The organism is Pseudomonas sp. L13 (assembly GCF_009935965.1).
GTDB classification, from domain to species: Bacteria; Pseudomonadota; Gammaproteobacteria; order Pseudomonadales; family Pseudomonadaceae; genus Aquipseudomonas; species Aquipseudomonas lactis.
In genome coordinates, this window is the sequence record NZ_QODJ01000018.1 from 72,215 (window position 1) to 87,014 (window position 14,800).

General features: G+C 58.3%; 8 protein-coding genes. 5 read left to right on the forward strand and 3 right to left on the reverse strand.

Annotation, left to right across the window (positions count from 1 at the left end; all coding sequences use genetic code 11):
* Window positions 1-12: 12 nt before the first annotated feature.
* Together DK871_RS11785 and DK871_RS11790 are read right to left on the reverse strand one after the other, a co-directional pair.
* Window positions 13-2,088, reverse strand: a complete 2,076-nt coding sequence (locus DK871_RS11785) for a M10 family metallopeptidase C-terminal domain-containing protein (protein WP_161905155.1) — start codon at window positions 2,086-2,088, stop codon at window positions 13-15.
* Window positions 2,089-2,461: 373 nt separating this feature from the next.
* Window positions 2,462-3,577, reverse strand: a complete 1,116-nt coding sequence (locus DK871_RS11790) for a Gfo/Idh/MocA family protein (RefSeq protein WP_161905156.1) — start codon at window positions 3,575-3,577, stop codon at window positions 2,462-2,464.
* Between the two features lie 318 nt (window positions 3,578-3,895).
* On the opposite strand from DK871_RS11790, the gene DK871_RS11795 reads away from it, so the two are divergent.
* Together DK871_RS11795 and DK871_RS11800 are read left to right on the forward strand one after the other, a co-directional pair.
* Entirely contained in the window at window positions 3,896-4,933 is a 1,038-nt protein-coding gene (locus tag DK871_RS11795) for a YCF48-related protein (RefSeq protein WP_161905161.1), read from the forward strand.
* Window positions 4,934-4,951: 18 nt separating this feature from the next.
* The gene (locus DK871_RS11800) at window positions 4,952-7,327 is read left to right on the forward strand and encodes an RND family transporter (RefSeq protein ID WP_057974813.1); all 2,376 of its coding nucleotides are present in this window, start codon (window positions 4,952-4,954) and stop codon (window positions 7,325-7,327) included.
* Between the two features lie 217 nt (window positions 7,328-7,544).
* On the opposite strand, the gene DK871_RS11805 is transcribed toward DK871_RS11800, so the two are convergent.
* Entirely contained in the window at window positions 7,545-12,548 is a 5,004-nt protein-coding gene (locus DK871_RS11805) for a dermonecrotic toxin domain-containing protein (RefSeq protein ID WP_161905157.1), read from the reverse strand.
* Window positions 12,549-12,836: 288 nt separating this feature from the next.
* Between DK871_RS11805 and DK871_RS11810 the strand changes: the two genes are divergently transcribed.
* The 3 genes from DK871_RS11810 (at window position 12,837) to DK871_RS11820 (ending at window position 14,631) form a co-directional block, all read left to right on the forward strand.
* Complete coding sequence (locus DK871_RS11810; RefSeq protein WP_161905158.1) at window positions 12,837-13,133, forward strand: DUF5629 family protein; 297 nt, start codon at window positions 12,837-12,839, stop codon at window positions 13,131-13,133.
* Window positions 13,120-14,295, forward strand: coding sequence for a lactonase family protein (locus tag DK871_RS11815; RefSeq protein ID WP_161905159.1), 1,176 nt, complete (start codon window positions 13,120-13,122; stop codon window positions 14,293-14,295). The genes DK871_RS11810 and DK871_RS11815 overlap by 14 nt, the downstream gene beginning before the upstream one ends.
* A gap of 156 nt (window positions 14,296-14,451) precedes the next feature.
* Complete coding sequence (locus DK871_RS11820) at window positions 14,452-14,631, forward strand: hypothetical protein (RefSeq protein ID WP_056784568.1); 180 nt, start codon at window positions 14,452-14,454, stop codon at window positions 14,629-14,631.
* The last annotated feature ends 169 nt before the right edge of the window (window positions 14,632-14,800 follow it).

Consider the following 14,800-nt stretch of genomic DNA (forward strand, 5'->3'; position numbering starts at 1 on the left):
CACCCTGAATGATCAGAGGTAACCGTCATCCTGGATGTTCAGTCCTATAACGTCTTCGCTGCTGATTGGCCGGGTACTTTTGATCAAAAAATCGGTCTTCCCGTCGCCTGTCAAATCAACGCCCAGGAAGTACCTGCCGGTGAACGGGTTGTGCACGATGATCGTATCGCCGGGCTGGTTGCGGTATTGGTGGACATGGTTGAGTTTGACTTGGGCATTTTCGCTCATTTTTCTCAAATCAATCTTGTCTTTGCCCGTGGTGAAGTCCAAGAGGATGTCCGCGTTGTTGCGAGGAGAATCGCAGGCAAAATGGTAGCTGAAGGTATTAAAGCCTCCATTGCCGGTCAAATGGTCCGCGCCCGCACCACCGATCAGGATGTTATCGGCGCTATTGCCGCTGATACGGTCGTTGCCTTTACCCCCGATGGCGTTTTCGATGACGGTTGTTTGCGTAATAAACACATTGTCGCGTAGCCCACCTACGCTGGAGCGAGTACCGGGTGTCAGATCAATCTGTTGGTCTTGATAGAAACCAGAGAAGTCCAAGGTGTCGTTGCCTTTTCTGTCGTCCACGCGGAAATAAGGTTTGTCGCAGGCAGAGGTGAGGGTTGTACTGGGGCGTCCGGTATTTGCATTGAAACCATAGACCGTGTCGTGCGTCTCGGGTCGGGGGCATGACACTGGGGTGGGCTTGGGCTTGGGCTCTGGTTCTGGCCTGGGTTCACGCTTGGGCCTGGGCTTCGGTTCTGGTTCAGGCCTGGGTTTGGGGTCTGGCTTAGGGTCTCGCTTAGGTTCTGGCTCGGGCCTGGGCTCCGGCTTTGAATCTGCGTGGGTCAGGATGTCGTCCAGCGCTATAGGTCCTTTGCTTAGAATCAGTAGTGCAGAATCAGGTTTGCCGCTCACATTCAGAACCAGTTTGTGCATCTTGACGTTTTCATCGTAGCTGAGCGTCAGCTCGCCTTTGCGACCGGTAAGTACGCTAACCAGCTCTGGCGTTTCAATACCGGCGTCTTTGAGCACCCTGGACAGGTCGATCTTGTCGACGCCGCTGGCAAAGTCTTCAAGTATGTCCGGGTTCGCAGGGGTGGAGTCGCTGGCTTTGTTATAAACAAAGGTATCAGCACCCCCTCCGCCTTTTAGGGTGTCACCACCGGCCCCTCCGGTTAGTCTGTTATTGACTTGATTGCCGATCATCACGTCATGTCCTGAACCACCGATGGCGTTTTCCATTACAACGCCCTTGGCGATGGACACGTTACCCACGCGGCCGCCCACATCCGAGAGTGTCTCGGCGGTCAGGTTTATCTTTTGGTTCTGCTTGAAGCCGGAAAAGTCCAACGTGTCTTCGCCGCCGTTGTCCCACACACAAAAGTTGGTCAGGTCGTCGGCGGAGGTCAAGGTGTAATGATCACGCTCAGTGTTTGAGTTAAAGCCATAAGTTGTATTGTCTTTTCGGGTTTCATAGTTAGGCGTGTATAAACGATGGGCGGCTGCGATGTCGTGCATCGCGGGGGTCAAGTTACTGTCAGAAATACGCACGCCACGTTCGTCCGCAGGACGCCACCATGTGTTTCTGTAACTCATGGCCGTGTGAGTGTGATTGTTTTCTGGATAATTTCCGGTTGGATGGCCTAATCCCAGACTATGACCAAGCTCATGGATCATGGAAGAATGCGCAGGCGAATGCTTGTTGCCGACGCCGATGCCAATGCTTGCAGTGCCTTGATCATTTGGCAGGACAGCATATCCACCCACACCCGGATTGGCATGAAGTACAAAAAACGCATCAGCCTCCTTGGCGTTTTCGGTGAACTTGATCTTGACCACGTCTTCCCAGGCCTTGATGGCGTTCTTGAACGCTTTCTTTCTGGCTTGGCTGAACTCACCTGCGCCACGATCTAAAAACTTATATGAAACCGTTAGTTGGCCGTCGCCATTTTTGTCTTTTAATCTCAAATTGTCTCGAGTAAGGTCTCGCGCAACCTTGTCCGATAACGAAGGCGCAGAATCAGCTGTTGGGGCGTCGGTCGAGAGCGGGTCAGTTTGAGATTTTACGTGCGCGGGATGATAGTTTGTAATGGCTGACATGAAGGTGTCTCGGCTTGTTTGTGTTGGGTTTTAAGAAATGCTTAAGTTCCTGTCGTGAAGTAAGGTGGCTTATTTATTTATATAAGGCCAGGGGGTATTTATTTCGATGTGTGATGGTAAGTAATAGGCGTATTTAAGGTGTGAGTGGTTTGTGCAGTGCTGTATGAAGTTTTGTTTGTTGCAGGTGGGGGATGGCTGATTAAAGTTGGGAAAGTTTACTGGTTGAAGTGCGAACGCGCCGATTTGTTCCAGCCTTGAGGGAAGGCTGTCAGGCCTTCCTCAAGAGCGTCCCTATGAGTCGCAAGGACAGTACAGGCCCACACCGGAGGCGAGGGCGGCGTTTATCCAACCGATCGGGACGGACCCGTTTGCGTTAAAGTTTGCCGACCCTGACCCAGCGCTCTTCCGAAGCCGCCACTCGAATCGCCGTCGCCAACCGCTCCACCTCCCACGCCGCCTCAAAGTCCGTGCCATCCGCACCCTGGCCGGCCAGAGCCATGATCAACTCGTGCACTTCCAACGTCTTCAATTCGTTGTAACCCAATTGATGCCCCGCGGCCGGGCTGAATGCCGCATAGCCGGGCAGGGCGGGGCCAGCCAGCAGACGCTGGAAACCGTCCTGGCCGATGCGGCACAGGCGCAGTTCATTCAAGCGTTCCTGGTCAAACGCCAGCGTGCCTTGGGTACCGCTAATCTCGAAACTCAGATGGTTCTTGTAGCCGTGTTTGAGCCAACTGCTGCTCACCGTGCCACGGGCGCCGTTGGCGAAACGCAACAGGGCGTGCACTTGGTCATCCACGGCAATGGTTTTTGAGGTCGCGCTGCCGGCGGTGGCGGGGCGCTGGCTGTGTACGGTCTGGGTATCAGCACAAACATGGGTTACCTCGCCCACCAGATAGCGGGCCATCGACAGCAAATGGCTGCCCAGGTCCGCCAGGGCGCCGCCAGCATGCTCCACTTCGCAGCGCCACGACCAAGGGGAAGCCGGGTCGGCCATGAAGTCTTCGCTGAACTCACCCTGGAAACTGATGATCTGGCCCAGCTCGCCTTTGGCAATCATCTGCTGCGCCAGCACGATCATCGGGTTGTGCTGATAGTTGTAGCCGACCCGAGTCACCACCCCGGCGGCATGGGCGGCGCGGCGCATGGCATCGGCTTGTTCAAGGCTGACGGCCAGGGGCTTTTCGCAATACACGGCTTTACCCGCCGCAATCGCGGCCATGACCATGGGGTAATGCAAATGGTTGGGGGTGGTGATGGCCACGACGTCGACCTTGGGGTCGTTGACCAGCGCTTGCCAGTCCCCATGGGCCTGGGCAAACCCCCAGGCGCTGGCGCAACGCTGGGCGCGCTCGGTGTCGGCATCGGCCAGGGCGGCCAGCTTGAGGTGCACCGGCAGTTCAAATACCGCCCGCGCGTTATTGAACGCTAGCGCGTGGGCGCGGCCCATGAAGCCTGTGCCGATCAAGCCGATTCCGAGTTCACGCATCGTCGTGGTCCTTTGGATTATTGTTGTCAGGGAGGCTATTAATGGAATAAATATTCATTAAATTCAATAGATAGAATAAAAATTCATTTACGTGAGCGCGGTGAGGCCATCATTTCAGCTGATGCAGCTATATTCAGCACATGGCCAAACGCCGTCAGTTAACAAAAGATAACGTAGCGCCGATTGTCAGACGATTCCAAAGCCCGATAGGATGGCCCCTGCTTCCTCCAGGCGCTCTAGATTGCAGGTTTCAAGGCCCTGAAAGAGAAGACGACCTAACAATAATAAATGGGAGAAAGGTCTATGAGTGAGCCTGTCATGGGTTGGGTTGTTTGCCGCCCACGCGCCGCACGCAGGGTTGCGTTGCTGGCCACAGCGCTCTCGCTGCTTGCTGGCAGCGTATTGTCGCTGCCGGTGCTGGCCGCCAGCGATACCTCCGTCGCCGCAGTCTTTGCGATTGAATCCCCCAAGGCCGCCAAAGGCTTGATGATCGACGTGGTTCATGCGGGCAAGCGCCTGGTGGCGGTCGGTGATCGTGGGCATATCCTCTATTCCGATGACCAGGGCAACACCTGGGCCCAAGCCAAAGTGCCCACCCGGCAACTGCTCACGGCGGTGTTTTTCGTTGACGACCAGCACGGTTGGGCCGTCGGCCATGATGCGCAGATTCTTGCCAGTACCGATGGCGGCGTCACGTGGACCCAACAATATCAAGACCTCAAACGCGAAGCGCCGTTGCTCGATGTGTGGTTCAACGACGCCAACCACGGCCTGGCCGTGGGCGCCTACGGTGCGCTGATCGAAACCACCGACGGCGGCAAAACCTGGAACGATGTCAGCGAGCGTCTCGACAACGAAGACCAGTACCACCTCAACGCCATCGCCCAGATCAAGGGCGCCGGCCTGTTTATCGTCGGTGAGCAAGGCAGCATGTTTCGCTCCAGCGACGATGGCCAGACCTGGGAAAAACTCGAAGGCCCCTACGAGGGTTCACTGTTTGGCGTGATCAGCACCGCACAGCCACAGACCCTGCTGGCGTATGGTTTGCGCGGCAACCTGTACCGCTCCACCGATTTCGGCAGCACCTGGGAACAGGTCCAATTGAACGCGGCACGGGGTGCGCTGGAGTTTGGCCTGTCGGGTGCGACCTTGCTGGAGGACGGCTCCGTCGTTGTGGTCGGCAACGGCGGCAGTGTCGTGGTCAGCCATGACGACGGCCAGACCTTCAGTGTGTTCAATCGCCCGGACCGCATTTCACTTTCGGCGGTCACGGCGGCAGGCAATGGCAATTTGATCCTCGCGGGGCAGGGTGGCGTGCGGGTTGCCACATCGGCCGGCGCAGAGCTCTCAAAATAATAAGAAGGCGGGGATTCAATGAGCAGTCATCACAACGATAAAGCGACCTTTCTTGAGCGTCTGATCTTTAACAATCGCCCGGCGGTGATCGTCATCTGCCTGCTGGTGAGCCTCTTCCTGTTCTGGCAGGCGACCTTGATTCGCCCGTCCACCAGCTTTGAAAAGATGATCCCCCTCAAGCACCCCTTCATCGAAAAAATGATGGAGCACCGCAACGACTTGGCCAACCTGGGCAACACCGTGCGTATTTCGGTGGAGGCCAAGGACGGCGACATCTTCACCAAGGAGTACATGGAGACCCTGCGCCAGATCCACGACGAGGTGTTCTACATCTCCGGTGTGGACCGCTCGGGCCTCAAGTCGCTGTGGAGCCCCAGCGTACGCTGGACCGAAGTGACCGAAGAAGGGTTTGCCGGCGGGGAGGTCATCCCGCAGAGCTACAACGGCTCGCCGCAGAGCCTCGACCAGTTGCGCAATAACGTGCTCAAGTCCGGCCAGGTCGGGCGTCTGGTGGCCAATGACTTCAAGTCGAGCATCGTTGATATCCCGCTGTTGGAGTCCTACCCGGACCCGCAGGACCAGGGCAAGTTGCTTGCCCTGGACTACCGCAAGTTCTCCCATGAACTGGAAGACAAGATCCGCGACAAGTTCGAAACCCAGAACCCCAACGTCAAGATTCATATTGTCGGCTTTGCCAAAAAGGTTGGCGACCTGATCGACGGCCTGGTGATGGTGGTGCTGTTCTTCGGCGTTGCGTTTGTCATCACCCTGATTCTGCTGCTGTGGTTCACCAACTGCCTGCGCAGCACCATTGCGGTGTTGAGCACGACATTGGTGGCGGTGGTCTGGCAACTCGGGTTGATGCACTTCTTCGGTTTCGGGCTGGATCCGTATTCAATGCTGGTGCCGTTCCTGATCTTCGCCATCGGCATTTCCCATGGCGTGCAGAAGATCAACGGCATTGCCCTGCAATCCAGCGAGGCAGACAACGCCCTGACCGCCGCGCGGCGCACCTTCCGGCAACTGTTCCTGCCGGGGATGATCGCCATTCTGGCGGATGCGGTAGGCTTCATCACGCTGCTGATCATCGACATCGGTGTGATCCGCGAACTGGCCATCGGCGCGTCCATCGGCGTGGCGGTGATCGTGTTCACTAACCTGATTCTGCTGCCGGTCGCGATTTCCTATGTGGGCATCAGCAAGCGCGCCATCGCCAAGAGCAAGAAAGACGCGAACCGCGAACATAGCTTCTGGCGCCTGCTGTCCAAATTCGCCAGCCCGAAAGTCGCGCCGGTTTCGGTATTCCTGGCCCTGATCGCCTTTGGTGGTGGCCTCTGGTACAGCCAGAACCTGAAGATCGGCGACCTGGACCAAGGCGCACCGGAACTGCGCCCGGACTCGCGCTACAACAAGGACAACAACTTCATCATCAGCAATTACTCCACCAGTTCCGACGTGCTGGTGGTGATGGTCAAGACCAAGGCCGAAGGCTGCTCGCGCTATGAAGCCATGGCGCCCATCGACCAGTTGATGTGGAAGATGCAGAACACCGAGGGCGTGCAGTCGGCGATCTCGTTGGTGACCGTGTCCAAGCAAATGATCAAGGGCATGAACGAGGGCAACCTGAAATGGGAAACCCTGTCGCGCAACCCGGATGTGCTGAACAACTCCATCGCCCGTGCCGATGGCTTGTACAACAACAATTGCTCCCTGGCGCCGGTGCTGGTGTTCCTCAACGACCACAAAGCCGAAACCCTCGACCGCGCCGTGCATGCGGTGCAGGACTTCGCCAAGGAAAACAACAAGGACGGCCTGGAATTCATCCTCGCCGCCGGTAATGCCGGGATCGAAGCGGCCACCAACGAGGTGATCAAGGAGTCGGAGCTGATCATCCTGATCCTGGTGTACCTGTGTGTAGCGACCATGTGCATGATCACCTTCCGCTCTTGGGCTGCGACCCTGTGCATCGTGCTGCCGCTGGTGCTGACGTCGGTATTGGGTAACGCGCTGATGGCGTTCATGGGCATTGGCGTCAAGGTCGCGACCTTGCCGGTGGTGGCCTTGGGTGTGGGGATCGGCGTGGACTATGGCATCTACATTTACAGCCGCCTGGAAAGCTTCCTGCGTGCCGGTTTGCCGTTGCAAGAGGCGTATTACCAGACGTTGAAGTCCACCGGTAAGGCCGTACTGTTCACCGGCCTGTGCCTGGCCATCGGCGTGTGCACCTGGATCTTCTCGGCCATCAAGTTCCAGGCTGACATGGGCCTGATGCTGACCTTCATGCTGCTGTGGAACATGTTTGGCGCGCTGTGGCTGTTGCCGGCCCTGGCGCGGTTCCTGATCAAGCCTGAGAAGCTGGCGGGGCAGAAGGGTAATTCATTGTTCGCGCATTAAAACGGGGTAAAAAGCCGCACAGCGTGCTAATGCTGTTCAGTTAAGGCTTTTTGTAGGAGCGAGCTTGCTCGCGAAAAAATCACAGGCGCCGCGTCCAATCAGGACACACGCGTTATCGTTGACGTTTTCGCGAGCAAGCTCGCTCCTACAGTGGGCGATATACGCTTAACTGAACGGCATTAGCACACGGTGCGGCTTGGCCTTCAGGCGCCGGGTTTCACAATTTCAAGAACAGTCTTTCATCCAATGGCTTGGTGATACCGGCCTTGATGATGCGCTCCACGACCCCGTTGTTTCCGGCTTCGGCAATCAGATCCTTTTGGGTCTTGGTGCGCTGGGCCGGCGTCTTCAGGTGCGCCGCCGTGTAGTCGTCACGCGCCCAGCCCTTTTGCGGATAGTGGAAGTGGGCGTACCACAGCGCGTCGATTTTGTTTTTCTTGCGAACCACGTATTCGGTGAAGACATCGCCAGTTTTAGTCGGGATGTCGCGTCGTACCAGGTTGATATCGACAAAGCCGTGGCGCCAGAGGTAATCGACATTTTCCGCCGTCGGCGTCTGTACCAGATAGCCATCGGCGGTATGCCGGCGGGCCTTTTGCAGGATGTCCTCGGCCGTTGCTCGCCAGCGTGCCACCCATTCGGCGGTTTCCGGTTTGCTGCCATGGGCGGCTTGCGCCTGTTGCGCTTTTTCGATGAGCAGGTTGGCCTGGGCTTCGAGCATGTCGTTCCAGTCGCGGGGGCTGACGGTGTCTCGTCGCACGGGGTCGTCGAGCTTCTTTTTCTGAAAAAGAATGCTCTGCTCTATCTTCGTCACGCCGTCGATCAAGCTTTGCGCTTCGCTTTTGTAGCTGGACCAGGATTTGGGTAATGAAACAGGGCGTGGCGCCGTAGGCTGGCCCTGGACGATCTTCACCCAGCCACGCTCCCCGGGGTGCTCGCTGTAGCTGGCGATCGGTTGTCCACTCTGTGGGTCGACCACGTCGATAATGTTCACGACTTGGCCGGGTACGGGGGGGCGCAGCGTGCCGATCAGGCTTTCTTTGTGCTCGGTCTGGAACACACGCTTGTTCTGCGGTTTGGCCTGCCGATCCTTGCGCGCAGGGGCTAGCGGAATAAGCTGTTGCTCTTCTTTGACAGCCTGTACAAGCTCGGCTTTTGCATCGTCGATGAAGCGTTGAAGTGTCTCGTTGAACTGCTGGTGATAATCGCGGCGAAAGTGCGCCGGATGCTCTTCCTGCAGGGTGACGCTGTCGCTCAATATCTGCCTGTATTTGTCGATGACTGTGGTCAGCGTGGCTCTGCGCTCGCTTGCGCTGTAGCCCTCATACTGGCGCAGATCGTTGAAGGCCACGTATTCGGCTTTCAGGTCAACGTTCAAGAACCGATTCATCTGAAACTGCTGGGCAATGTCGGGGGACTGCGCAGTCCATTCGGTGGCCAGCCGCTTGAGCAGCACCAGCTGGTTCATCTTGGCCATAAATACCCCAGTGGCGGGGGATCGGCTATAGCGTGTCTTCAGATACTCGTCGGCGCGCTTATTGGCAAAGGGAGAATCGTTTTTCCATTGATCATAGACCGATTGGATCGCCTCGCTGGCTTCGAGCAGCTTGCCCGTTGCGTGGTAAGCCATTTCGAGTACGCGGGTCAGTTCATCGTACGCCTCCCGAGAACCTGAATGGCCAGTGCTTTCCAGGTCTGCCATCGAAGCGCCACTGACGCCATATTGCAGGGCGTCGGTGACCAGTTGCACATAGAAGTCCTCTATCCCAATCAACGTGTGCAACATGTAGCTGTATTCCAATGAACGGTTCTCTTTGAACGTCGACAGATCATCGACCCCGCCTATTTTCTTTGGGGCTATGGTTTCAATGGTGTGTTCGCCGGCCGCCCGGAGTTCCTGAGTCAGCGGCTTGAGGGCTTGAAGTTGTTGATCCAGCCGGCTCTTGAGTACCAAGGTGGCATGCTGATGCTGCGCGTAGGCAGCGGCGAACCGATTTGCCGAGGCATCATCGGTGACCAGGTTGCGTAGGGTTTTGAGTTTCTTTCGGGCGTTCTGATATTCGATGATGCTGTCCTTGATCGTTCCAGTTGCCGCATCATGTTTTGCTGAAACCTTCATCTGTGCCAGCATGCTGCGCTGGTAATTCTTCTCCGCTTGCGCCCTTTCCCGCTGGCTTCTCCCGAGCGTTTCTTGCAGGTTTGTGTTCTTTGGCATACCGCCCCTGAGCTTGGGCGCCAGGTCGAAATGCCAGTTGCCCTGGGTATCGCGCGCAATCGGGGGCGCGATGCGGGCCTTATTGTGCTCATCGATTACGTAGGCGCCATCCAAGTCGGTCGCGACGCGAAACCAGTGGTTGTCGATCTTGGCATACCAGTGGATATCCACCTGATACAGACCCTTCCTGATGCCTTCGGCAATGGGGGTGCCGGGAGCTGCCGGTGCGGGCACTTTGAACGAGTCGATGTGCGCGCGCAGCTGGGGGGTGAGTCCGCGTGGGCTCGACAGCCTGATATCAATGGCCGTACCGCCACCGCCGAAGCCTTGTGTGACCGGTGCGTTCGGGGCTTGGTGAATGATAGGCGCAGGGGGCGCGGGATCGTTGCTCTGTCGCGGGCGGGGTGCAGGGTCGCTGGCACCGGCTCCTGGCTTAAATGGCTCAAAGGTGTGCGCAGGCGCGGATTCGGCAACGGGGACATGGGTCAGCGTCATGCCCAGGTTGACCAGCAGGTCGACCATTGCCCCGGCCGGGTCCGGATCGTTGGCGGTGGACAGGCGCTTGATGTCGTTTTCGGCATTGGCCAGTTGCAGCAACCAGCCAGCCATGGCGCCCGGCCCGCGCATCAGCGGCAGCACGGTATTGAACAACAGCCAGCCCAGTTCCTTATAGGACGCCCAACGACTTTCAGCATCGGACGTGGATTGGCCTTCAGCCAGGGTGACCAGGCTGTTGGCGTTGGAGTGGAACCAGTGCTTGGCCAGGTCGCCGTTGAGCAGGTCCTGGCGTAGCGTGGTCGCAGCCGCATAACCGTCGACGGCCAGGGTCGTCGGTTTGGGCGTGGCGGGCGGGTCAAACTCATTGAATACGGTAAAGCGAGCAATATTGGGCGTGTGAAAGCCGCCATTGCCATACACCGCGCGCACCTTGTCGTCCGGCAACCAGGCCAGCACGCTGTCTTGCAGCGCACCGGGCTTGCGGATCGCCTCCAGCAGCGCGTCCCGGCTGGCGAACTCCAGCAGCGCCGGTTTGAGTTGGGGGCGATAGAGAATATGGGGGCCGCTACCGCTGGCCAGGGGTTCGATGATGAACATATTGGCGACCACATCCGGCGTCGCCCCCGGCTTGCGCACGAACGCCAGGGGCCGCACGGTGATCTCTTGTCCCTCCACCTGCTTGCTGCCCGCGCCAGGTTGAGTGATCGCTTCGATAGACGCGTAGCCCTGGGCAGTAATGCCAGCCTCGCCCTTGAGCTTGAGTTCCAGGGCCTGCATCGCGAGCTGGAGGGGCACCTGTTCGACGAACCGTGTCAGCCGGTCACGCGCCGCTGGGTTGTCATCCAGCAACTCACGCTTGAGTAACTGTGGGTAGTGGCCGCCGATGTCCACGGTGTTGATCAGGTCTTTGAGCATTTTTGGCAGGCTTGCATCGTTGACGCGCTGCCCGCGCACATAGACTTCCATCTCGCCCTTGGGCAGGCCCGAGAGGTTTTCCAGGGCCATGTCCACCAGGCTTATCCTTATCCGCTCCTGGTAGCTGCTGCCCATATTCCCCACAGGGACCTTGAACACTACCTCTACGTCCTGAGCGGTGTAGCCCTTGCCGGCTAAATGCTGGTCGAGCTGTTGCTCGGCGTAGGTGCGGATATCGGGGATGCCGTCGAGGAAGGTGCGGCCATTGTTGCGGCGCACACTGCTGGCCAGGGCCAAGGCGTGCTGTCGATAGGTGTCGCGTTCTGCCGGGCTTGACTGGTCGAACCACTTGGGCAACTTTTCACGCAGGCGTTCCAGCGTTTGGGGTTCGGGCGCATAGGCCCCCACGAACCAGGGGCTTGGGTCACTGGCCCGGGTAAAAGCCTGCTCCAGCGCCTCAAGCGAGCCCGAGGTGGGAATATCAATGGACGCAATGTTCTCCACCATGGCGTTGAGGATGACCGCCGCCTGGGTATCGAAAATGTTGCCCGCAGGCTCCTGGCGTTTCCAGTTCAGCGCATCAAAGACAAAGGCCTTGCCCAGGTTTTTGCCCCAAGCCTCGCCGAACGCCTGCATGGAGTCATAGGGTGTCACCACGCCGGCGGCGTTGGCGTGCAGTACTTGCATGCGGCCATCGACTTGGCGAGTGATCAACAGGTCTGGGGTAAGCAGCGACGAGCTGCCGCTAGCGTGGCTCACAGCGGAGTCGAGGATGAACACCTGGGCTGGCGCATCGCCCTTTACCGCTTGGCGTTGAGCGCGATCGGGGTAGGTCACGATCTGGTCAAGGGTTTCGCGCTGCTGAGCGTTCAACCCAGGCTGTTTCAATGCGGCGGTTCTCAGGGTGTCTTTCAGTGTGTCGCTGAGCCAGCGCCAGCGATTGGCGTCGGGAGAGTGGGCGTCCAAGGGTTTGCTCGCAAAGTGCTTGAGCATGGCCTGTTCGAACGCTTTCTTGAGCGGTGCGCGCAGGCTGCGGATGGCCAGTTCGATGGCTTGCATATCAATGCCGGGCTTCAAGGCATTCGGCGACGGCGCCGGCTTGAGGGTATGCCCGGTGGTCTGATCGATGAGCGTGCAGGGGAGTGAATGTTTGTCGGTAAAATCGAGGTCGTCGTGGCTGCTCAGGTGCCTCAACGCAACGTCCAGCAAGGGGGTCAGGCGGTACTGTGGCGGGTTGCTTGAAAGGGGTTCGGCCACTGCGGTTTCGGCAGGGTTGAATACCAATGTGGGGTACAGGCTTTTCATCGCGTCGTTAAGCAGGTCCGACACCACCGAACGTAGCGTGGGGCGGCTATCGAACTGGTGGGCGACCGCACTGGCGGTGATCTGCGGCGAGTTGGCGGTGGCTGCGCCAGGAGTGGTCAGCGGGGTGCGCAGAGGGGCGGATGCGCGTCGGGGTCGGCTCAGCGGTTGGTCAGGCCTCGCATTCGCCAGGGCAGGGTGGGTGTCGGCCGGCTGGCGGGCAGCTGGGGCGGGCAATGAAAGGGGCAGGTTTTGGTCAAAAAAACGCTGGGGGTAGTTTCCCTGGATCATCGTGTAGCTTCCTTGTCGTTGCAATCATGCTCGTCATAAAGGTGACCCTGCTCGCATCGTGTGAGCAGGCGAATGGAAACTACCGGGCCCGGCTTTTACGCGACATCAACAATAGGTAATCAGTCGTTTCCGTTGACGCGCCATGACCGCTAGCAGTTGATTTTGCCTGGGCGGGAATAGGGCGGTGCATGTATGGCGGCATGTAAACGCGGCGCCGATCACGCGAGGATTTACGCCGCTGCAACCATTTGACCTATCATGAGGTCTTTCCTCTGAACGATTGATGTTATGACTGCCGAATCCGCCTCCTTGCGCCCCGTGCTTGAAACCAGCGACATGCTTGAAATCGACGGCTTGCATGCCTTTGATTTCCAGTTAAGGGAAGAAGAGCTACTGATTACCGCCATGGATGGCCGGGCCGAAAAACGCTGGAGCTTCACCACGGCGCAGGTGGGCGCCGCCACATTTGACGAGACGCTGCAAAGCTGGACCCTTACCGGTGAGTCGGGCGAGCACCGCTTGATCTGCATGAGCGCCTTCACCGGCAACAATAACGATGAGGACGAAGCGGATGATGATGCGTAAATTCTGGCCCCTGCTGATGGCTGGCAGTGTCGGTGCGATGTCGGTACAGGCCGCACCCAGCGATGTGCATGAACTGCTGGTGGGCAGCTACACCGCCGGTAGCAGCGAGGGTATTTACCGCCTGCAATTCGACAGCCGTACCGGGCAGTTCAACGGCAAACCGGTGCTGGCGGCGAAAACCGCCAACCCTTCCTGGCTGACGATTTCCAAAGACCAGAAGCAGTTGTTCGTGGTCAATGAAAACGGCCCGGGCCAGCAAGACCCGGTGGGGCGTGTCAGCAGCTACAGCATCGACCCGCAGAACCACCAGTTGACCCTGATCAACCAGGTGCAGAGCCTGGGCAATGAGCCCACCCATTCCAGCGTGGCCGCCGATGGGCGCTACCTGTTCGTCGCCAACTATTCGGTGGTGGAAGACCCGGGTGGCAGCCTGGCGATCTTGCCGGTGGATGCCAGTGGCAAGCTGTCGGCGCCGGTGCAGTTGAGCGGGCACCCGGCCAGCCGTGTGAACCCGGAGCGCCAGGCATCCAACCATGTGCATTCGGTGGTGTCGTCGCCGGACGGCAAGTATGTATTCGTGCAGGACCTGGGCGCAGACAAGGTGTTTGCCTACCGCTACGATCCCAAGGCCAATCACGAGCTGCCACTCACCGCGGCCAACCCTGCGTCGGTGCAGTTGCCACCGGGCAGCGGCCCGCGTCACTTGCTGTTCAGTGCGGACGGCAAACACGCTTGGCTGACCACTGAGATGAGCGCCCAGGTGGCCGTGTTCGATTACAACGACGGTAAGCTTAAGCAAACCCAGTTGGTGGACTATGCGGCTGGCCAACCGGCGTCTGATAAGGCCGGTGCAGCGTTGCATGCTTCCAGCGATGGCAAGTTCCTTTATGTGAGCAACCGTGGCACGGCCAATCAGATGCTGGTGTTCAGCATCGACCCGGCCACCGCGCACCTCAAGGAAATCCAGCGCCGCTCCGTCGAAGGCGACCATCCGCGTGAATTCAGCCTCGACCCGAGCGGCAAGTTCCTGCTGGTCGCCAACCAGAAAAGCAATGAAATCGTGGTGGTTGAACGCGACCCCAAGACCGGCCTGCTGGGTAAAACCGTGCAGAAATTGCCGATCGATGCCCCCAGCGACCTCAAGTTTCTGGTGCGTCAATAAGCCACAGGCCCCGCACTGCGGGGCCTGAGCCTTTGTATTAATCGCAGTGATAACGGCTACTGTTTCAAAGCATTTCTAAGGTTCAACCCTCGGGCGTAAGTTGGGTTCCAAGGCCTTCCCAGGCCACCCAACCAAACGAACACAAGGGTTACCGCCATGAATTTCAATCTCTTCTCGATCATTGCTGCTTCTGCTGTTTCCGCCACTGTGGCACTGCCTGCTGCCGCCAGCGTGGAAGTCACTGGTAAAAAATCCAATGTCACGGCCTATACCCAGAAGTACCTGCAACAGAGTGCCAATTTTTATGCGGCGCTGGATCACAAGAGCCAGCACTGAGGCGCCATTGAGCCAAGGTCAACTGTGGAAGCTGGCTTGCTCGCGAAGGCGGCCTGGCAGTCAACACAGTTGGATTGTGTACATATCCATTGCTGCGGTAACGGCTACTTAGGGTTCCGCTTTTACAGCGGGTCACTTTTGGAAGGACCCAAAAGTAACCAAAAGGTCC